The 19,336-nt window shown below is 55.3% G+C and carries 16 protein-coding genes; 8 read left to right on the top strand and 8 right to left on the bottom strand.

The features are described from left to right. Positions 1-26 precede the first annotated feature (26 nt). The 3 genes from CWM66_RS20700 to CWM66_RS20690 form a co-directional block, all read right to left on the bottom strand. Complete coding sequence (locus CWM66_RS20700) at positions 27-992, bottom strand: DMT family transporter (protein ID WP_071920090.1); 966 nt, start codon at positions 990-992, stop codon at positions 27-29. 75 nt (positions 993-1,067) lie between these two features. Then, entirely contained in the window at positions 1,068-1,892 is an 825-nt protein-coding gene (locus CWM66_RS20695; RefSeq protein WP_090398367.1) for an AraC family transcriptional regulator, read from the bottom strand. A gap of 81 nt (positions 1,893-1,973) precedes the next feature. Continuing rightward, positions 1,974-2,822 (bottom strand): SDR family oxidoreductase, encoded by an 849-nt coding sequence (locus CWM66_RS20690; RefSeq protein WP_007372780.1) that lies wholly within the window; start codon positions 2,820-2,822, stop codon positions 1,974-1,976. A gap of 84 nt (positions 2,823-2,906) precedes the next feature. On the opposite strand from CWM66_RS20690, the gene CWM66_RS20685 reads away from it, so the two are divergent. Continuing rightward, complete coding sequence (locus CWM66_RS20685) at positions 2,907-3,299, top strand: helix-turn-helix domain-containing protein (RefSeq protein WP_007372781.1); 393 nt, start codon at positions 2,907-2,909, stop codon at positions 3,297-3,299. An 89-nt stretch (positions 3,300-3,388) separates the two neighbouring features. Here the strand turns inward: CWM66_RS20685 and CWM66_RS20680 are convergent, their stop codons facing one another. Continuing rightward, entirely contained in the window at positions 3,389-5,335 is a 1,947-nt protein-coding gene (locus CWM66_RS20680; RefSeq protein ID WP_107147182.1) for a bifunctional 2',3'-cyclic-nucleotide 2'-phosphodiesterase/3'-nucleotidase, read from the bottom strand. Positions 5,336-5,525: 190 nt separating this feature from the next. On the opposite strand from CWM66_RS20680, the gene cysQ reads away from it, so the two are divergent. Next, positions 5,526-6,266, top strand: coding sequence for a 3'(2'),5'-bisphosphate nucleotidase CysQ (gene cysQ / locus CWM66_RS20675; protein ID WP_007372783.1), 741 nt, complete (start codon positions 5,526-5,528; stop codon positions 6,264-6,266). Here the strand turns inward: cysQ and CWM66_RS20670 are convergent. Continuing rightward, on the bottom strand, positions 6,256-6,813 hold the full coding sequence (locus CWM66_RS20670; protein WP_107147181.1) for a YtfJ family protein: 558 nt from the start codon (positions 6,811-6,813) through the stop codon (positions 6,256-6,258). The two genes, cysQ and CWM66_RS20670, sit on opposite strands and share 11 nt — an antisense overlap. A 325-nt stretch (positions 6,814-7,138) precedes the next feature. On the opposite strand from CWM66_RS20670, the gene CWM66_RS20665 reads away from it, so the two are divergent. Further along, a complete protein-coding gene (locus CWM66_RS20665; RefSeq protein ID WP_003856054.1) occupies positions 7,139-7,345 on the top strand; it encodes a DUF1107 domain-containing protein in 207 nt (68 codons plus the stop codon). Positions 7,346-7,423: 78 nt separating this feature from the next. Here CWM66_RS20665 and CWM66_RS20660 read toward each other — a convergent pair whose 3' ends face one another. Continuing rightward, a complete protein-coding gene (locus CWM66_RS20660) occupies positions 7,424-8,761 on the bottom strand; it encodes a hemolysin family protein (protein ID WP_007372785.1) in 1,338 nt (445 codons plus the stop codon). A gap of 179 nt (positions 8,762-8,940) precedes the next feature. Beyond that, positions 8,941-9,585: a peptide-methionine (S)-S-oxide reductase MsrA gene (gene msrA / locus CWM66_RS20655; protein ID WP_107147180.1), complete on the bottom strand. Its 645-nt coding sequence runs from the start codon at positions 9,583-9,585 to the stop codon at positions 8,941-8,943. A gap of 244 nt (positions 9,586-9,829) precedes the next feature. Here msrA and tamA point away from each other — a divergent pair, with 244 nt between their 5' ends. The 3 genes from tamA to CWM66_RS20640 are packed head-to-tail and all read left to right on the top strand — an operon-like array spanning position 9,830 to position 15,689. After that, complete coding sequence (tamA, locus tag CWM66_RS20650; RefSeq protein ID WP_007372787.1) at positions 9,830-11,563, top strand: autotransporter assembly complex protein TamA; 1,734 nt, start codon at positions 9,830-9,832, stop codon at positions 11,561-11,563. Then, on the top strand, positions 11,560-15,336 hold the full coding sequence (gene tamB, locus CWM66_RS20645) for an autotransporter assembly complex protein TamB (protein ID WP_107147179.1): 3,777 nt from the start codon (positions 11,560-11,562) through the stop codon (positions 15,334-15,336). The genes tamA and tamB overlap by 4 nt, the downstream gene beginning before the upstream one ends. Positions 15,337-15,338: 2 nt before the next feature. After that, entirely contained in the window at positions 15,339-15,689 is a 351-nt protein-coding gene (locus tag CWM66_RS20640) for a gamma-glutamylcyclotransferase (RefSeq protein ID WP_035887013.1), read from the top strand. 197 nt (positions 15,690-15,886) lie between these two features. On the opposite strand, the gene ppa is transcribed toward CWM66_RS20640, so the two are convergent. After that, on the bottom strand, positions 15,887-16,417 hold the full coding sequence (gene ppa / locus CWM66_RS20635; protein ID WP_023478348.1) for an inorganic diphosphatase: 531 nt from the start codon (positions 16,415-16,417) through the stop codon (positions 15,887-15,889). 403 nt (positions 16,418-16,820) lie between these two features. Here ppa and ytfQ point away from each other — a divergent pair, with 403 nt between their 5' ends. Next, complete coding sequence (gene ytfQ, locus CWM66_RS20625) at positions 16,821-17,777, top strand: galactofuranose ABC transporter substrate-binding protein YtfQ (protein ID WP_035887016.1); 957 nt, start codon at positions 16,821-16,823, stop codon at positions 17,775-17,777. 54 nt (positions 17,778-17,831) lie between these two features. Then, on the top strand, positions 17,832-19,334 hold the full coding sequence (gene ytfR / locus CWM66_RS20620; protein ID WP_072440933.1) for a galactofuranose ABC transporter, ATP-binding protein YtfR: 1,503 nt from the start codon (positions 17,832-17,834) through the stop codon (positions 19,332-19,334). Positions 19,335-19,336 lie beyond the last annotated feature (2 nt).

The following is a 19,336-nucleotide window of genomic DNA, read 5'->3' as shown; positions in this document are numbered from 1 at the left end:
AACCCGGCGCATAATGCCGGGTTTTTTTATTCCTGTTGTACCGGAATGACGCTCGCTTTTTGCGGTTTTGACAGCACTGCCATCACCACGCCACACACCAGCAGCACAATGCCGCAAAAGGTGAGCAGCGGCGGGATGCTCTGGCGCAGCAGGAAGGTATACAGCAGCCCGGCCAGCGTTTCGAAAACAATCAGCGGGCCGACAATTACCGTTGGCAGACGCTGGCAGGCAATATTCCAGCATAGCGCGCCCACCCACGAGCAGAGCACGGCAATGGCAAACATCAGCACGATAAACACCAGTGGATGCGGGCCGAACGGCAGGGAAAAATCGGGCTGCTGCACGCCGAGCCACAGACAGGCGGCGAGATAACCGACCAGCGAGACGGGCAACGTGACCAGCGCCTGCGCCGTCGCCCACATCATCGGATTTTTATCCGGATTCTCCCGCAACCAGCGGGCGTTACGCAGGGCATACCACGCCCAGCAGCCTACCGAGGTAAATGCCAGCGCGATCCCCGTACCGTAACGACGCCAGGTGAAATCCGGCAGGCCATGGCGCAGCTCGGCGATATTGACGCACAACAGGCCGATCGCGATGCAGGCGAGCGCGGGTGCCAGCCGACGCCAGGAGAGTTTGCCGTCCCGCTGGCTGTAAAGCAGGTTGGCGCACACCGGAATCACCACCGGCAGGGTGGCGATGATCATGGTCGATACCGGAGCACCAGTGCGCTGGATGGCGCTCGCCAGGCAGACGTAATAAATCAGGTTGCCCATCATCGTCAGCGCCAGCGCAGTCATCCAGTCGCTGCGCGTTAACTGGCGCAGACGTACGCGCCCAAGCCACGCCAGCGGCAGGGCGATCAGACCCAGTGCCAGATAACGGCCGGTGGATTGCAGTACCGCCGGATAATCCGGCACAATCAGCGGCCCAACGAAAATTAATCCCCACAGCAGCCCGGCAAGCAGGGCATACAACACACCACTAATCATCATTCCATCCACGTTTACATTGGCTGTCGCCAGTGTAGGGAAGCGAGGGTGCGGAATATTGTATGAGATTGCGCATTAACGGCGGGCGACTTGCTTCTGGTAACGCACCGGAGTGATGCCGTAGCGGTGGGTAAAGGCGCGTGTCAGATGCGATTGATCCGTCAGCCCGGTCATGGCGGCGACATCCGCAGCGGGCATGCCCTGGGTGAGAAATGCTTTTGCCCGCCACAGGCGGATCGCCATCAGCATCTGATGCGGCGTAACGTGGAAGTGGGCCTTGAACTGGCGCTGAAAATGGTACGGGCTAAGCGCGGCAACGCTTGCCAGCTCGTCCAGCGTCAGGCTGTGCATATAGTTGTCGTGCAGATAGTCGCGCACGCGTTCAAAACGGTGTGCGCCTTCCGGGCGCTGCGGCGCGTGATGCGCTAGCGGGCGAAAAGTATCGATCAGATCCAGCAAAATGCTTTGCTGCGCCAGTGGATCGTCGGTGTGCCACAGGCCATGGATCTGTGTGCAGATCTGCCTGGTGCGCAGCGGATCGTGACGCATTACCTCGCTGAACCACCAGTGGCGGACGCCGGTCACCTCTTCGAGCAACTGCGGATCGAGATAGACCATGCGATAACGCCAGCCGTCGTCGGCTGCGGCTTCGCCGGTGTGCAGCTCGTCGGGGTTCATGGTGACCACGGAATTGGCCGGAGCGACATACTGCGTGCCGCGATAGCGGAAGCGTTCGGCACCGGCTTCAATGGCGCCAATGCCAAACGCTTCATGGGTGTGGGGTTCGAATGCGTACCGGGAGATATGCGCGTGGTACAGCTCAACGCCCGGCACCTTCGCCAGGTGGCGAAAGCGTGCGCGATCTCGCTCATCGTTAAACTGCTCTGGTACGCCTTCCACAATGCATCTCCACGCGGGTCATTGTTGCATTATTCAGGATGACCTGGCGGCAAGCTACAAAAATTAACCAATATTTAACCGTTACGCCAGGGCGTTAACGCTGTCAGCGATCGGTGTGGTCGGGCGGCCAATCAGCTTGCTGAGCGTTTTGCTGTCGTCAAACAGACCGCCTTTTGCGGCTCCGGCATCGGAATCCGCCAGCAGATTAGCAAACACGTCCGGCAGGCCTGCACCTTTCAGCGCGGCGGCGAAATCTGCCTCGCTCAGATTCTGGTAGACGATGTTTTTGCCGCTGGCTTTGCTTAACAGGGCAGCCAGTTCACTCAGCGTCCAGCCATTGTCGCCCGCCAGTTCATAAACTTTCCCGGCATGACCCTCTTCGCTGATCACACGAGCCGCAGCGGCAGCATAATCCGCGCGGGTCGCCGAAGCGATTTTGCCGTCGCCTGCGGCACCGATAAAGACGCCGTGCGCCAGTGCAGCCGGTGCGCTGGCAAGGTAGTTTTCGCTGTACCAGCCGTTGCGCAGCAGTGCATACGGAATGCCTGATTCAGCGAGCATTTTCTCGGTTTCAACATGTTCGACGTGCAAGCCGAGCGGGGATTTATCCGCATGCAGCAGGCTGGTGTAGGCGATAAATTTCACCCCGGCGGCTTTAGCGGCGTTGATCACATTGCGGTGCTGCGCGGCACGCTGGCCCACTTCGCTACTGGAGATCAGCAGCAGTTTATCGACGCCTGCCAGCGCCTGCGTTAGCGCGGCCTGGTCGCCGTAGTCGGCCTGACGTACCAGTACACCCTGTTTGCTCAACGCTTCGGCTTTCGCCGGGTTACGGACAATGGCGACAATCTGTTTTGCCGCGACGGTTTTCAGCAGCTCTTCTACCACAAACTGGCCCAGTTGGCCGGTCGCGCCGGTAAGTGCGATCATGGTGTTCTCCTTACGTGTTTAGTGAGTGTTGTGGTAAGCTATCATCCACACTAACTTTTAGTAAGTACGTACAAAAAGGTAAGTATGAAAACAGCTTCTGCCCCCCGGACCCTGAGTGAACTGGTACGCGACGGCAATTTGTTCGCCGAGCAGTGTCCGTCGCGGGATGTCCTCAAACATGTAACCAGCCGCTGGGGCGTGTTGATCCTCGTGGCGCTGCGCGATGGCACGCACCGTTTTAGCGATCTGCGCCGCAAGATGGGCGGCGTCAGTGAAAAGATGCTGGCGCAAAGCCTGCAATGGCTGGAGCAGGATGGTTTTATTAACCGCGTCGCATACCCGGTTGTACCGCCGCATGTGGAGTATAGTCTGACCCCGCTTGGCGAAGAGGTCAGCGAGAAGGTTGCCGCGTTGGCGGACTGGATAGAACTGAATATTCCGCAGGTGCTGGCGCATCATGCGAAACAGGTGGCGTAAGTCCGGTAAGCGTTAGCGCCACCGGGAAGATGCCGGATGGCGCTGTGCTTATCAGGCCGACAAAAGCCTGGTCTCCCGGATTGGGTTAATCACGACTTGTTTAAATCGATGCTATAAATCGCAAAGCCGATGTCGTCGTTCCCCACTTTTTGCATCGGATAACGCGCGTTCTGTTTAATAAACGCGGCGGCTTTCTCCGTTGGCGCGGTTTCAAAACGAATATCCAGCTTGTGGCTTGCGTGAACCGGTGCCAGTTGCCAGTTGTTATCGGCGGCGGGATGGATTTCCCCGACGCGCTTCGTTTCATCGCTGATCCACTTTGCCAGCACGGCGCGGTTTTCATCCGGCGAAGCAAACGCGATATGGCTGTCGCCCGTTCCGGCAAACTTACCGCCATAGGCGCGGTAATTATTGGTGGCGACGAGGAAAACCGCGTTCGGATCGATAGGTTTGCCGTTAAACGTCAGATCCTTAATGCGTTCCGCCTGCGGGTTTATGCTCTGGCATTCGCCGTCGTAACGCGCAGGCTGTGTCACATCGATCTGATATTTCACGCCGTCGATAACATCGAAGTTATAGGTGCGGAAACCGTCCCAGTTAATCAGGCTTTGCGGCTTATCGCTGTTGGGATCGATTTGATTGAACTGCCCGGCAGAGCACTCCAGCCACTCTTTCACCTCTTTACCGGTCGCTTTTACCACCACCAGCGTGTTGGGGTAGAGGTAGAGATCGGCGGCGTTACGGAACGTGAGCTGACCTTTTTCCACCTCAACAAAACTGGCCGGATCGTTTTTACGCCCGCCCGCTTTAAACGGCGCGGCGGCAGAGAGCACTGGCAGTTTTGCCAGATCCGGATCGCCCTGAATAAAGTGCTCCACGTAGGCTTTTTGCGCGTTATTCACCACCTGTACGGTCGGATCGTCCTGCACCAGCGACAGGTAGCTGTACATGTTGTCGGCCGATTGACCAATCGCCTTTCCCACAAAATGACGCGTGGCATCGTGATCGTGTTTGAGGATCGCGACCAGTTTGCTGTCTTCGCCAACGAGGGCTTTTTTCGCCGCCGCGTCGTAGATCGGGCGCGCTTCGGCTTTGGATTGCGTCACCTGCCATTTGCCGGAATCGTTGTTCAGCACCAGATCGACCACGCCGAGATGGTCGCCCCACATGCCTGGCATCACCGACGGAATACCGTTCAACGTGCCTTTGCTGATATCCGCGCCTTTGATGGCGGCAAAATCTTTACCCGGGAAGACGGCGTGAGCGTGACCAAACAGAATGGCATCGACGCCCGGCACTTCACTCAGGTAATAAACGGAGTTTTCCGCCATCGCCTGGTACGGCTCCGCCGACAGCCCGGAGTGCGCCACCACGACCACCAGATCGGCACCTTTGGCACGCATTTCCGGCACGTAGTGACGCGCGGTTTCGGTGATGTCATTGACCGTCACTTTGCCGTTAAGGTTGGCTTTATCCCACACCATGATTTGTGGTGGCACAAAGCCGATATAACCGATGCGCAACGTGTGGGTTTGGCCCTCTTTATCCTGCACGGCGGTCTCTTTAATCAGGTAAGGCGTGAACAGCGGTTTTTTGCTTTTTGCATCAATAATATTGGCATTCACATAAGGGAATTTCGCCCCCGCCAGCGCTTTGTGCAGGTAATCAAGGCCGTAGTTGAATTCATGGTTGCCGAGGTTACCCACGGCGTAATCAAGGGTATTCATCGCCTTATAGACCGGATGAATTTCTCCCGCTTTAATCCCCTTTGCCGCCATATAGTCGCCCAACGGGCTACCCTGGATTAAGTCGCCGTTATCCACCAGCACGCTGTTTTTGACCTCGCCCCGCGCGGCGTTGATCAGGCTGGCAGTGCGCACCAGTCCGAATTTTTCCGTCGCGGTATCTTTGTAGTAATCAAAATCCATCATGTTGCTATGCAAATCAGTGGTTTCCAGAATACGTAAATCCACCGTTGCTGCCTGCACGCTGGCCGCAATCAGCGTCGCCAGAAGCGTTGCACTAAACTTAATCATCAGAGGCATCCTTTTTCGATCTAAGCCACAAAAGAAATTGTTATGTACATTTTGTTGCTTACAGAACTGTGAATACTGCCATAAAAGTGAGCAAAGAAAACGCAATCGCTATCACAGATGGCGGATTCCGGTGCAATGCGATATAAGTAAAACAACGAGTTACAAACCACTGAACAGATAAGAGGTGGATATGTTAGATGCAATTTGCCAACTCGCGCGGGAAGCGGGTGACGCCATTATGCAGGTATATGATGGTCACAAACCGATGGAGGTCACCAGCAAGGTCGATGATTCCCCGGTAACCGCCGCAGATATTGCGGCCCATGGCGTGATTGTGCGCGGTTTGCAGGCGCTGACACCGGATATTCCGGTGCTCTCGGAAGAGGATCCACCCGCGTGGGAAATCCGCCAGACATGGGGACGCTACTGGCTGGTGGATCCGCTGGACGGCACCAAAGAGTTTATCAAACGTAACGGCGAGTTCACTGTCAATATCGCCTTGATTGAAAAGGGAAAACCGGTGCTGGGCGTGGTCTACGCGCCGGTACTGAAAGTGATGTACTCTGCCGCTGAAGGAAAAGCGTGGAAGGAAGAAGCGGGGCATCACCAGCAGATTCAGGTGCGCGATGCGCGTCCGCCGCTGGTCGTAGTGAGCCGCTCCCATGCCGACGATGAACTGAAAGAGTATTTGCAGCAGTTAGGCGAACATCAAACTACGGCGATTGGTTCATCGCTGAAGTTCTGCCTGGTTGCGGAGGGGAAAGCGCAGCTCTATCCGCGTTTCGGGCCAACCAGCGTCTGGGATACGGCGGCAGGGCATGCTGTTGCGGTAGCCGCCGGGGCGCATGTTCACGACTGGCAGGGGCGTGCACTGGATTACACCCCGCGTGAATCCTTCCTCAACCCCGGCTTTCGGGTCTCTATTTACTGAGTAACTTGTGCAGCAGGTCGATCACCTGCTGCACTTCTTGCTGGCTCAACCCACCGTCTTTAGCAAACTGCACGCGGCCTTCTTTATCCAGCACGATAATCGCAGAACTCTCTTCGTCCAGTTGCCACGCTTTGCGCGTCACGCCTTCGCTATCGACAATAAATTGCGACCAAGGATAGAGCTTCTTGTTGCTCTCAATGCTGCTGCGCACAAACATAGCGCTGCCCGGAATGGCATCATCGGTGTTGACGATGGTGGTGGTTTGATAGCGGTCATGGGGCAGATTTGCGGCTTTGATCGCTTCAATCAGCCCGGCATTCTTCTCTTTAGCGGAGGTGCGACCAGCAATATGCTGTACAACCCGCACTTTGCTTGGAAGCTGGGCGCTGTTCCAGTTTTTATAGCTAAACTTGTCATTATCAAGAATCAACTCCCCTCTGTCGGCAATGCCCACAGGCGGCACGCGCTGATTGGTTTCGAAGTTATGGGCTGAAGCCATCAGCGGCAGTAACAGGCATGTCGCTGCCAGGATAGAACGTAGGGTCATGGTGTTTCCTTATCGTTATGCAGGTGATCCGACCACTTGAATTACGGTTTTAATCATAAGTGCGATCGATATGTTTTTCCCGCAAGCAGGATGCCAGTTTGCGGGCGGACGCACATATCTGTGAAAAAAAGTGGCTTTATACTGCGCAGATTAAGGGACTGAAAAGAATATTCTGAATAATTGTCATCAAAAGGTAAATAAAGTTATTCACACTATGTATGAGTGAGGTTCTGAACTATAGTCATTGAGCATTAAAATTTGCGCTCATCAACGCTGGTCCGATTGTGGTACCGCAAGGGCGTAATGCTTTACAGGAGAAACAAGAATGAAAATTTTCCAGCGTTACAACCCACTTCAGGTGGCTAAGTACGTAAAAATCCTGTTCCGTGGACGGTTGTATATCAAGGACGTTGGCGCTTTCGAGTTCGATAAGGGTAAGATCCTTATCCCGAAAGTGAAGGACAAACAGCATCTGTCTGTGATGTCCGAAGTCAACCGTCAGGTTATGCGTCTGCAAACTGAGATGGCTTAACCAACCCGTTGTGCTATGCAGTAGTTTAAGTACTAAAAAAAACGGCCCCACAGGGGCCGTTGATATTTCTGCAGGCGATTATGCCGCGCCTTTATCTTCCGCGTCGGGTAGCTTCGGTGTCAGCACCGCCGCGCGAGTGTCGATACGGGTAACCAGCAGCTGATCGATGCGATAGTTATCGATATCCACCACCTCAAACTTGTAGCCGGAGAATTTCACCGCATCGGTGCGCTTCGGGATCTTACGCAGCATAAACATCATAAAACCGCCGATGGTTTCATAGTTGCCGGACTGCGGGAATTCATCGATATCCAGCACGCGCATCACGTCATCAATCGGCGTGCCGCCATCTATCAGCCATGAGTTTTCATCACGGGCGACAATCATCTCTTCCAGCCCCTGGCCGATCAGATCGCCCATCAGCGTGGTCATCACGTCATTAAGGGTGATAACCCCGACCACCAGCGCGTATTCGTTCATGATCACCGCGAAGTCCTCACCGGCGGTTTTGAAACTTTCCAGCGCTTCCGACAGGGTTAAGGTGTCCGGCACGATCAGCGTGTTGCGGATCTGCACGCCGCTGTTGAGCGCCATGCTTTGATTCGCCAGCACGCGGTTGAGCAAATCTTTGGAATCGACATAGCCGACAATATGGTCGATATCACCATTACAGACCAGAAATTTAGAATGCGGATGTTCGGAGACTTTGTTTTTCAGGCTCTGCTCATCTTCATGCAGATCGAACCAAATCACGTTCTCGCGTGAAGTCATTGACGACGGCACGGTGCGTGACTCCAGCTCAAACACGTTCTCAATCAGTTCATGTTCCTGTTTACGCAGCACCCCGGCTAAAGCACCGGCTTCCACAACGGCATAAATATCGTCGGAGGTGATGTCGTCTTTGCGCGCCATCGGCAGTTTGAAAATGCGGAAGATGACGTTGGCCAGGCCGTTGAAGAACCAGACCAGCGGGCGGAAAACGAACAAGCAGAAGCGCATCGGGTTGATGATACGCAAAGCCACGGCTTCGGGCGCAATCATACCGATGCGTTTCGGTGTCAGGTCGGCGAACAGGATAAACAGCCCGGTCACCAGCGAGAAGGAGATAATAAAGCTGAGCTGTTCGGCCAGCTCCGGGGAAACCACGTTGATCAACATGCTGTGAAAAACGGGCGAGAAGGCCGCATCGCCGACGATACCGCCAAGAATGGCGACGGCGTTAAGGCCAATTTGCACCACCGTAAAGAAGGTGCCGGGCGTTTCCTGCATTTTCAGAATGCGTTGCGCGTTGATGTTGCCTTCATCGGCAAGCAGTTTGAGCTTAATTTTTCGCGATGCGGCGAGTGAAATCTCTGACAACGAGAAAAACGCACTTACCGCGATCAGACAGAGTATGACTAAGATGCTGTTTAACATAATTTATCCAGCTGTTAACCGGATCCTCGGAAGGGGTTTTGAATATCCATGTGGTAAACACAATGAAAGCCGGCCCGAAGCGGTGAGCCGGCAATTTCGAGGGGTAGTATAGCGTAAGCCTGTCGCAAGCTGCCAGAGGCTTAATTTTCGCCGAATTGCCTGAGAATTCCCTTATGGTTTTACGGGTTAAGCTGCGGCGGTAAACAAACCCCAATCCCACCGATACCGCAGTATCCATGCGGGTTTTTATACAGATACTGTTGGTGCTCATCTTCCGCGTAGTAGAACGGCGTTGCGGATTTGATCTCCGTGGTGACGGTTCGCGCATCTCCGGCGCTGCGCATGGCCGCCTGGAAGCGTTCAAGGCTGTCGCGCGCGGCGGCGTTTTGCTCTGGCGTCAGCGGGTAGATCGCGGAGCGGTACTGGGTGCCGAGATCGTTACCCTGACGCATTCCCTGTGCCGGATCGTGGTTTTCCCAGAACACCTGCAACAGCTGCTCGTAGCTCACCACTTTCGGGTCGTATACCACGCGCACAGCTTCGGCATGGCCGGTCTGTCCGGTGCACACTTCACGGTAGGTCGGGTTTGGCGTATAGCCGCCGGTGTAACCCGCAGCGGTGCTGTAGACGCCCGGTAACTGCCAGAACAGGCGCTCTACGCCCCAGAAACAGCCCATAGCAAACAGCGCAATCTCCATACCTTCCGGAACATGGCTCATTGAATGCTCGTTAACAGCGTGTAAACTGGCGACTGGCATGGGTGTATTGCGTCCGGGCAATGCATCTGACTGAGAAACAAGGTCTTTTTTATTGAAAAAGCTCACGGTGATACCTCCCGGCGAGAGTAATTGCGGTTAGGGTTGTGTTGCGGCGTGTGTTTTAACACAATAAACATCACAAATCAGGCTAGATTTAAACATAAGAAATTTTGGGCTAGCCGTCCGTTTTTCAACCTGCATTAGCGGGTTTTTATCAGCCTGTGTTCTGCATAAAAGCCTACCAGGCTCAGCGCGGAGTTGCGCTTACGTTTCCTTCCAGAGGTGGGAACAAGGATATTCAGGAGAGAACGTGCCAAAGATCCGTCTTTTATGTTTTACCGGTTTGTTGCTGGCGAGTGAAACGGCTTTTGCCGCGAATGTACGATTACAACTGGAGGGATTAACGGGCGAACTGCAAAAAAACGTGCGCGCTCAGTTGTCCACTATCCAGAGTGATGAAGTGACGCCGGATCGGCGTTTTCAGGCACGTGTTGATGATGCTATCCGCGAAGGGTTGAAAGCCTTAGGCTACTACGAACCTACCATTGATTTCGAACTGCGGCCGCCGCCAGCAAAAGGGCGCCAGGTATTGATTGCCCGCGTCTCTGCGGGCGAACCGGTGTTGATTGGCGGCACCAATGTGATCCTGCGCGGCGGCGCACGTGACGACCGCGATTACCTGGCGCTGCTCAAAAAGCGTCCCGCTATTGGCACTGTGCTGCACCATAACGATTACGACAATTTCAAAAAATCCCTCACCAGTGTGGCGCTGCGCAAAGGCTACTTTGACAGCCAGTTCATTAAAAGCCAGCTTGGCGTCGCGCTCGATCGCCACCAGGCCTTCTGGGATATCGACTACGACAGCGGCCAGCGTTACCGCTTTGGCGCGGTGACCTTTGAAGGTTCGCAAATTCGCGATGAATATCTGCAAAACCTCGTCCCGTTTCATGAAGGGGATTACTACCAGACCCAGGATCTGGCGGAGCTGAACCGTCGTTTGTCCGCCACCGGCTGGTTTAACTCTGTTGTGGTTGCTCCGGAATTTGATAAAGCGCGTAAGACCAAAGTGCTGCCGCTGAAAGGCGTGGTGTCACCACGTACGGAAAACACCATCGAAACGGGGGTTGGTTACTCTACCGATGTAGGGCCGCGGGTTAAAGCGACGTGGAAAAAGCCGTGGATGAACTCTTACGGTCACAGCCTGACCACCAGCATGAGCGTCTCAGCGCCTGAACAGCAACTTGATTTCAGCTATAAAATGCCGCTGCTGAAAAACCCGCTGGAACAATATTATCTGGTGCAGGGCGGCTTTAAACGTACCGATCTGAATGATACTGAAGCGGATTCCACCACGCTTGCGCTGTCGCGCTATTGGGATCTCTCCAGCGGCTGGCAGCGGGCGATTAACCTGCGCTGGAGCCTCGACCACTTTACGCAGGCCAGCGTCACCAACACCACCATGCTGCTCTATCCCGGCGTGATGATCAGCCGGACCCGCTCGCGCGGCGGCCTGATGCCGACCTGGGGCGACTCGCAACGCTACTCGGTCGATTACTCCAACACCGCCTGGGGATCGGATGTCGATTTCCTCGTGTTGCAGGCGCAAAACGTCTGGATCCGCACGCTTTACGATCGCCACCGCTTTGTGGCGCGCGGCAATCTCGGCTGGATCGAAACCGGTGATTTCAACCGCGTACCGCCGGATCTGCGCTTCTTCGCCGGGGGCGATCGCAGTATTCGCGGTTACAAATACAAATCCATCGCGCCGAGAGATGATGACGGCAAGCTGATTGGAGCATCCAAGTTGGCGACCGGTTCGCTGGAGTACCAGTACAACGTGACCGGGAAATGGTGGGGCGCCGTATTCGTTGACAGCGGCGAAGCGGTCAGCGACATCCGGCGCAGCGATTTTAAAACCGGGACCGGTGTTGGCGTGCGCTGGGAATCGCCAGTTGGGCCTATCAAGCTCGATTTCGCCGTGCCGGTCGGCGACAAAGATGAACACGGATTACAGTTTTACATCGGTCTGGGGCCAGAATTATGAGTTTATGGAAGAAAATCAGCCTCGGCGTACTGGTGTTTATCCTGCTGCTGCTGGCAACCGTGGCCTTTCTGGTGGGTACTACCAGCGGGCTGCATCTGCTGTTTAACGCAGCGAACCGCTGGGTGCCGGGGCTGGAAATCGGCCAGGTTACCGGCGGCTGGCGCGATCTGACGCTGAGAAACCTGCGCTACACGCAGCCTGGCGTGGCAGTTAATGCCGGGGAAATCCACCTTGCGGTCAAACTGGGTTGCCTGCGTAACAGCAGCCTGTGCGTCAACGATCTGTCGCTGAAAGAGATTAACGTCGCCATCGACAGCAAACAGATGCCGCAGAGCGCGCCCGTAAAGGAAGAGGAGAGCGGGCCGCTGAATCTCTCCACGCCCTATCCGATTACCTTAAGCCGGGTGGCGCTGAACAATGTAAACATCAAAATCGATGACACCACGGTATCGGTGATGGATTTCAGCACCGGGCTGCACTGGCAAGAAAAGAACCTGACGCTAACGCCGACCTCGCTGAAAGGGTTGCTAATTGCGCTGCCGAAAGTGGCCGATGTCGCGCAAAAAGAGGTGGTGGAGCCGAAGATCCAGAACCCGCAGCCGCAGGAAAAACCGCTGGGCGAAACGCTGAAAGCGCTGTTTGACAAACCGCTGCTGCCGGAAATGACCGATGTGCACCTGCCGTTGAACCTCAATATTGAGGAGTTCCGCGGCGAACAGTTGCGTCTGACCGGCGACACCGATCTTCTGGTCAGCAGCCTGCTGTTGAAAGTCAGCAGCATCGACGGACAGATGAAGCTTGATGCGCTGGATATCGACTCCAGTCAGGGTACGGTCAACGCCACCGGCAGCGCGCAACTGCATGATAACTGGCCGGTGGATATCACCCTCAACAGCACGCTCAATATCGATCCGCTGAAGGGCGAGAAGGTGAAGCTGAAAGTCGGCGGCGAAATGCGTAAGCAGCTTGAGGTTGGCGTGAATCTCTCCGGCCCGGTTGATATGGTTTTACGGGCGCAAACGCAGCTTGCCGAAGCGGGATTGCCGCTCAACCTTGAGTTGACGAGCCAGCAACTTTACTGGCCGTTTACCGGGACAAAACAGTTCCAGGCGGACGATACCAGACTGACCTTTTCCGGCAAAATGACCGATTACGCACTGTCGTTCCGTACGGCGGTGAAAGGACAGGATATTCCCCCGGCAACCATCACGCTGGACGGTAAAGGTAACGCGCAGCAGATCAGCCTTGATAAGTTGACCGTCGCCGCGCTGGAGGGGAAAACCGAGCTGAAAGCGCTGCTCGACTGGCAGCAGGCGATCAGCTGGCGCGGCGAACTGACGCTTAACGGTATTGATACGGCAAAAGCCTTCCCCGAGTGGCCGTCAAAACTGAATGGCCTGATCAAAACCCGCGGCAGCCTGTACGGCGGTAGCTGGCAGATGGATGTGCCGGAGCTGAAGCTCAGCGGCAACGTGAAGCAAAACAAAGTGAGCGTTGACGGGCAACTGAAGGGCAACAGCTATTTGCAGTGGACGATCCCGGGCCTGCATCTGGCGCTGGGGAAAAACAGCGCCGATATCAAAGGCGAGCTGGGGGTTAAGGATTTGAACCTCGACGCTAACATTGATGCGCCGGGTCTGAATAATGCGTTGCCGGGCCTCGGTGGAACGGCGAAAGGCGTGGTGAAAGTGCGCGGTACGGTCGATGCACCGCAGGCGCTGGTGGACATTACCGCCAATGCACTGCGCTGGCAGGAGCTGTCTGTCGCCCGCGTTCGCGTTGAAGGAGATGTTACGTCCAGCGATCAGATCGCCGGGAAACTCAACGCACGCATTGAGCGTATCGCCCAACCGGGCGTGAACCTCAGCCTGGTGACGCTGAATGCCGACGGCAACGAAAAGCAGCACAAGTTGCAGTTGCGCGTGCAGGGCGAGCCGGTTTCCGGGCAGTTGAATCTGGCCGGAAGCTTCGATCGCCAGCAGCAGCGCTGGAAAGGGACGCTGAGCGATACCCGCTTTACCACGCCAGTTGGTCCATGGTCGATCAACCGGCCAATCACCCTTGATTACCGTAATCTGGAACAGAAAATCGCTATCGGCCCGCACTGTTGGCTGAACCCCAACGCCGAACTGTGCGTGCCGCAGACCATTGATGCAGGTGCGGAAGGGCGGGCGGTAGTGAATCTGAACCGCTTCGATCTGGCGATGCTGAAACCGTTTATGCCGGATACCACGCAGGCCAGCGGCGTATTCAGTGGTAAGGCGGATGTGAGCTGGGACACTACCAAAGCGGGCCTGCCGCAGGGCGAGGTGACGCTTTCCGGGCGCGGCGTGAAGGTCACCCAGGAGGTGAATGGCGCGCCGCTGCCGGTGGCGTTCGATACCCTGAACCTGAATGCGCAGCTCCATAACAATCGTGCCGATCTCGGCTGGTTGATTCACCTGACGAACAACGGTCAGTTTGATGGTCAGCTACAGATTACCGATCCGCAGGGCCGACGTAATCTGGGCGGCAATGTGAATATCCGTAACTTCTCGCTGGCGATGGCCAACGCCATCTTTAGCCGCGGCGAGAAAGCGGCAGGGACGCTGAATGCCAACCTGCGGCTGGCGGGGAATGCACAAAGCCCGCAATTGTTCGGGCAACTGGGGCTGAATGGGCTGGATGTGGAGGGCAATTTTATGCCATTTGACATGCAGCCCAGCCAGTTGGCGATCAATTTCAACGGCATGAGTTCGACGTTGCAGGGCGTGGTGCGTACCGGGCAGGGGCAGATCAACCTCAGTGGGGATGCTGACTGGCGGCAACTGGATAACTGGCGCGCGCGCGTGGCGGCGAAAGGCAGTAAAGTACGCATTACTGTGCCGCCGATGGTGCGGCTGGATGTCTCGCCGGATGTGGTATTTGAAGCCACGCCAAGCCTGTTTACGCTCGACGGAAATGTCGATGTGCCGTGGGCGCGCATTGTGGTGCACGATCTGCCGGAAAGCGCTGTGGGCGTCTCCAGCGATGAAGTGATGCTCAACAACGATCTGCAACCGGAGCAGCCAAAGAGCGCGTCGATTCCGATCAACAGCAATCTGACTGTCCACGTCGGCAATAACGTGCGGCTGGATGCTTTCGGCCTGAAAGCGCGGCTGACCGGCGACCTGAAAGTGGCGCAGGATAAGCAAGGTCTGGGGCTGAACGGGCAAATTAATATCCCTGAAGGGCGTTTCCATGCGTATGGCCAGGATCTGATTGTGCGCAAAGGCGAACTGCTGTTTTCCGGTCCGCCGGATCAACTGTTGCTGAACATTGAGGCGATCCGTAATCCGGACTCAACCGAAAACGATGTTATCGCCGGGGTTCGCGTCACCGGTACGGCCGATGAACCAAAAGCCGAGATCTTCTCCGATCCGGCGATGTCACAGCAGGAGGCGCTCTCTTATCTGCTGCGCGGGCAGGGTCTGGATAGCGAGCAGAGCGACAGCGCGGCAATGACTTCTATGCTGATTGGCTTAGGGGTTGCACAAAGTGGTCAGGTTGTGGGTAAAATCGGCGAGACATTTGGCGTCAGCAATCTGGCGCTGGATACTCAGGGGGTAGGCGACTCCTCCCAGGTGGTGGTCAGCGGCTATGTTCTGCCGGGTCTACAGGTCAAATATGGTGTAGGAATTTTTGACTCACTGGCGACTCTCACGTTACGTTATCGCCTGATGCCTAAGCTGTATCTTGAAGCGGTGTCTGGCGTAGATCAGGCACTAGATTTGCTCTATCAGTTTGAGTTTTAGCAATGCGAATATTTGTCTACGGCAGTTTACGACGCAAGCAGGGCAACAGCCACTGGATGACCAACGCTCAGTGGCTGGGGGACTTTTGTGTCGAAAATCATCAGCTGTATAGTCTGGGGCATTACCCGGGGGCTGTTCCGGGCGAAGGAAACGTGAAGGGCGAAGTTTATCGCATCGATGCGGCAACGCTCGGTGAGCTGGATGCTTTACGTACCGCAGGGGGCGAATACAAACGTCAACTGATCCAGACGCCTTATGGCAGCGCCTGGATGTATGTGTACCAGCGTTCGGTTGAGGGAAGAACCTTGATTGAAAGCGGTAACTGGCTTGACAGGGAACAGTACCAGAAGTAATCAGTCATAGAGAGCCGCGCCACAGGGCGCGGTTTTTCTTTTTGTGGGCCACAGGAATTTTTCGTCTGCTGGCACCCGACCAACGCTTAATACAGATCGTTGCACAGTGCAGGCCGGATAAGGCATTTCATCGATGCGCAGCCATAAAAAAAGCCCCGGGCGCATAATGCGTACCGGGGCTTTTTTATTAAACCGTATTATTTTTTGGCAGCGCGTTCGAAGGAAGCAACGATTTCCGCTTTCGCGGCTTCAGCGTTGTCCCAGCCGTCCACTTTCACCCATTTGCCTTTTTCGAGATCTTTGTAGTGCTCGAAGAAGTGGGTGATCTGCGCTTTCAGCAGTTCCGGCAGGTCGTTCACATCTTTAATGTGATCGTACTCTTTGCTCAGTTTGGTGTGCGGAACAGCAACCAGTTTCGCATCTTCGCCGGATTCGTCGGTCATTTTCAGTACGCCAACCGGACGGCAGCGGATCACAGAGCCTGGCTCCAGCGGGTACGGCGTCGGCACCAGCACGTCAACCGGGTCACCATCCAGGGAGAGGGTGTGGTTGATGTAACCGTAGTTGCACGGATAGAACATCGCGGTGGACATGAAACGGTCAACGAACAGCGCGCCGCTTTCTTTGTCAACTTCGTATTTGATCGGGTCAGCGTTGGCCGGGATTTCGATAACCACGTAGATATCTTCTGGCAGATCTTTACCCGCCGGGACGTTCAATAAGCTCATGTTTGTTTCCTTTAAAATGTGTGGCAAACAAGTGCCGGGTATTATAGCCAACTGGCGGTGAATGTCTTGGCCTGTTTTAACTTACGCACACATTTTCAGAGCGTTTCGCATTCCCTTTTTATGACCGTTTTATCCATAACAATAGCAGCATACTGAATAATTTTGTGGAAGCGATTACAGCGTAATTTTTCACCTCATTGCAACAGTTAAATTTCCGTAAGATCAAGAGCGGATTTAGGGTACATAAGAGTGCGTCATTTCGCGCGCCAGATCTCAACTGGCAATCAACAATTCATTCACTTTTCCGATTTGTGATGTAACGCATTCTGTTACATCGCGGTTTGTCTATAGTTTTCCTCGCAGGTGAAGTTGTAGCCAACAATAACCCTACGAGGATGCTCTTATGTGGAAGCGCTTACTTCTTGTCACAGCAGTTTCGGCAGCCATGTCGTCTATGGCGATGGCCGCCCCTTTAACCGTAGGATTTTCGCAGGTCGGATCAGAATCCGGCTGGCGAGCCGCTGAAACCAACGTCGCGAAAAGCGAAGCCAGCAAACGCGGCATTACGTTGAAAATCGCCGACGGTCAGCAAAAACAGGAAAACCAGATCAAAGCCGTACGTTCGTTTATCGCTCAGGGCGTGGACGCGATCTTTATTGCACCAGTGGTGGCAACGGGCTGGGAGCCGGTACTGAAAGAAGCGAAAGACGCCAAAATTCCGGTGTTCCTGCTCGATCGCTCCATCGATGTTAAAGATAAATCGCTCTATATGACCACCGTCACCGCCAACAACATTCTTGAAGGCAAGCTGATTGGCGAATGGCTGGTGAAAACCGTGGCTGGCAAACCGTGTAACGTCGTCGAACTGCAAGGCACCGTCGGTGCCAGCGTGGCGATCGATCGTAAGAAAGGGTTTGCCGAAGCGATTTCTACAGCCCCCAACATTAAGATCATCCGTTCGCAATCCGGCGACTTTACTCGCAGTAAGGGTAAAGAGGTGATGGAGAGCTTCATCAAGGCGGAAAACAACGGCAAAAACATCTGCATGGTTTACGCCCATAACGATGACATGGTGATTGGTGCGATTCAGGCGATCAAAGAAGCGGGCCTGAAACCGGGCAAAGATATCCTGACCGGCTCCATCGACGGCGTGCCGGATATCTATAAAGCAATGATTGACGGCGAAGCCAACGCCAGCGTCGAACTGACGCCGAACATGGCTGGCCCGGCGTTCGACGCGTTAGAGAAATTCAAAAAAGACGGCACCCTGCCGCCGAAGCTGACCATCACCAAATCCACGCTCTATCTGCCGGATACGGCAAAAGAGGAGCTGGAGAAAAAGAAAAATATGGGTTACTGAGTCGCGAAAACCCTCTCCCCAGCGGGGAGAGGGTAACGGTTTAAGGGGTCGACAATGAACGCGGAAGCACACCAGGAAATCCTGCGTACCGAAGGCTTAAGTAAATTCTTTCCCGGCGTAAAAGCGCTCGATAACGTGGACTTCAGCCTGCGGCGTGGCGAGATCATGGCGCTGCTTGGGGAAAACGGTGCCGGGAAATCAACGCTGATTAAAGCGTTGACCGGCGTTTATCATGCGGATAAAGGGGCTATCTGGCTGGAAGGTCAGCAGATCAACCCCAAAAATACCGCCCATGCACAGCAGCTCGGCATCGGTACCGTGTACCAGGAAGTGAACCTGCTGCCGAATATGTCGGTGGCGGATAACTTATTTATTGGCCGCGAACCGCGGCGTTTTGGTTTGCTGCGCCGCAAAGAGATGGAAAAACGCGCGACCGAGCTGATGGCATCTTACGGTTTCTCGCTGGATGTGCGCGAGCCGCTCAACCGTTTTTCGGTGGCGATGCAACAGATCGTCGCGATCTGCCGCGCCATCGATCTGTCAGCCAAAGTGCTGATCCTCGATGAACCGACTGCCAGCCTGGATACCCAGGAAGTGGAGATGCTGTTTACGCTGATGCGTCAGCTTCGCGACCAGGGTGTCAGCCTGATTTTCGTCACTCACTTTCTCGATCAGGTTTATGAAGTTAGCGATCGTATTACCGTGCTGCGTAACGGCGGTTTTGTTGGCTGTCGTGAAACCCGTGAACTGCCGCAAATCGAGCTGGTGAAAATGATGCTGGGCCGCGAACTGGACAGCAACGCGCTTCAGCGCGCCGGTCGTACGCTACTGAGCGATAAACCGGTTGCGGCGTTCAGCGGCTATGGCAAAAAAGGCATCATCGCGCCGTTTGATCTGGAAGTTCGCCCCGGCGAAATCGTCGGCCTGGCCGGGCTGCTGGGTTCCGGGCGCACCGAAACCGCCGAAGTGATTTTTGGCATCAAACCCGCCGACAGCGGTAGCGCGATCATCAAAGGTAAAAGCCAGACACTCCGTTCACCGCACCAGGCTTCGTGCCTGGGGATCGGTTTTTGCCCGGAAGATCGCAAAACCGACGGCATTATCGCGGCGGCCTCCGTCCGTGAAAACATTGTGCTGGCGTTGCAGGCGCAGCGCGGCTGGCTGCGGCCGATTCCACGCAAAGAGCAAAACGCGATTGCCGAACGTTTCATCCGCCAGCTGGGGATCCGCACGCCGAGCGCTGAGCAGCCGATTGAGTTTCTCTCCGGCGGCAACCAGCAAAAAGTGTTGCTCTCGCGCTGGTTGCTGACCCGGCCTCAATTTCTGATCCTCGATGAACCGACGCGCGGTATCGACGTCGGCGCGCACGCTGAGATCATTCGTCTGATTGAAACCCTCTGCGCCGATGGTCTGGCGCTGCTGGTTATCTCCTCTGAACTGGAGGAGCTGGTGGGCTATGCGGATCGCGTGATTATCATGCGCGATCGCAAACAGGTGGCGGAGATCCCGCTCGCAGAGCTGTCGGTTCCGGCGATCATGAATGCCATTGCGGCGTAAGG

The organism is Kosakonia sp. H7A, assembly GCF_003028445.1.
In the GTDB taxonomy this organism is placed as follows: domain Bacteria; phylum Pseudomonadota; class Gammaproteobacteria; order Enterobacterales; family Enterobacteriaceae; genus Kosakonia; species Kosakonia radicincitans.
The sequence above is the reverse complement of the archived record's forward strand: the minus strand, read 5'-3'. Positions and strand labels throughout refer to the sequence as shown.

Bases quoted from the DNA above. Each gene is read 5' to 3' on its own strand.
- CWM66_RS20665 (WP_003856054.1), top strand. From the start codon at position 7,139: ATGAAAATTTTCCAGCGTTACAACCCACTTCAGGTGGCTAAGTACGTA.
- CWM66_RS20690 (WP_007372780.1), bottom strand. From the start codon at position 2,822: ATGATCGCACTTACCGGCGCGACCGGCCAACTGGGCCAGTTTGTGGTA.
- ppa (WP_023478348.1), bottom strand. From the start codon at position 16,417: ATGAGCTTATTGAACGTCCCGGCGGGTAAAGATCTGCCAGAAGATATC.
- CWM66_RS20700 (WP_071920090.1), bottom strand. From the start codon at position 992: ATGATTAGTGGTGTGTTGTATGCCCTGCTTGCCGGGCTGCTGTGGGGA.
- tamB (WP_107147179.1), top strand. From the start codon at position 11,560: ATGAGTTTATGGAAGAAAATCAGCCTCGGCGTACTGGTGTTTATCCTG.
- CWM66_RS20670 (WP_107147181.1), bottom strand. From the start codon at position 6,813: ATGACCCTACGTTCTATCCTGGCAGCGACATGCCTGTTACTGCCGCTG.
- CWM66_RS20640 (WP_035887013.1), top strand. From the start codon at position 15,339: ATGCGAATATTTGTCTACGGCAGTTTACGACGCAAGCAGGGCAACAGC.
- CWM66_RS20685 (WP_007372781.1), top strand. From the start codon at position 2,907: ATGAAAACAGCTTCTGCCCCCCGGACCCTGAGTGAACTGGTACGCGAC.
- ytfR (WP_072440933.1), top strand. From the start codon at position 17,832: ATGAACGCGGAAGCACACCAGGAAATCCTGCGTACCGAAGGCTTAAGT.
- ytfQ (WP_035887016.1), top strand. From the start codon at position 16,821: ATGTGGAAGCGCTTACTTCTTGTCACAGCAGTTTCGGCAGCCATGTCG.
- CWM66_RS20660 (WP_007372785.1), bottom strand. From the start codon at position 8,761: ATGTTAAACAGCATCTTAGTCATACTCTGTCTGATCGCGGTAAGTGCG.
- cysQ (WP_007372783.1), top strand. From the start codon at position 5,526: ATGTTAGATGCAATTTGCCAACTCGCGCGGGAAGCGGGTGACGCCATT.
- CWM66_RS20680 (WP_107147182.1), bottom strand. From the start codon at position 5,335: ATGATTAAGTTTAGTGCAACGCTTCTGGCGACGCTGATTGCGGCCAGC.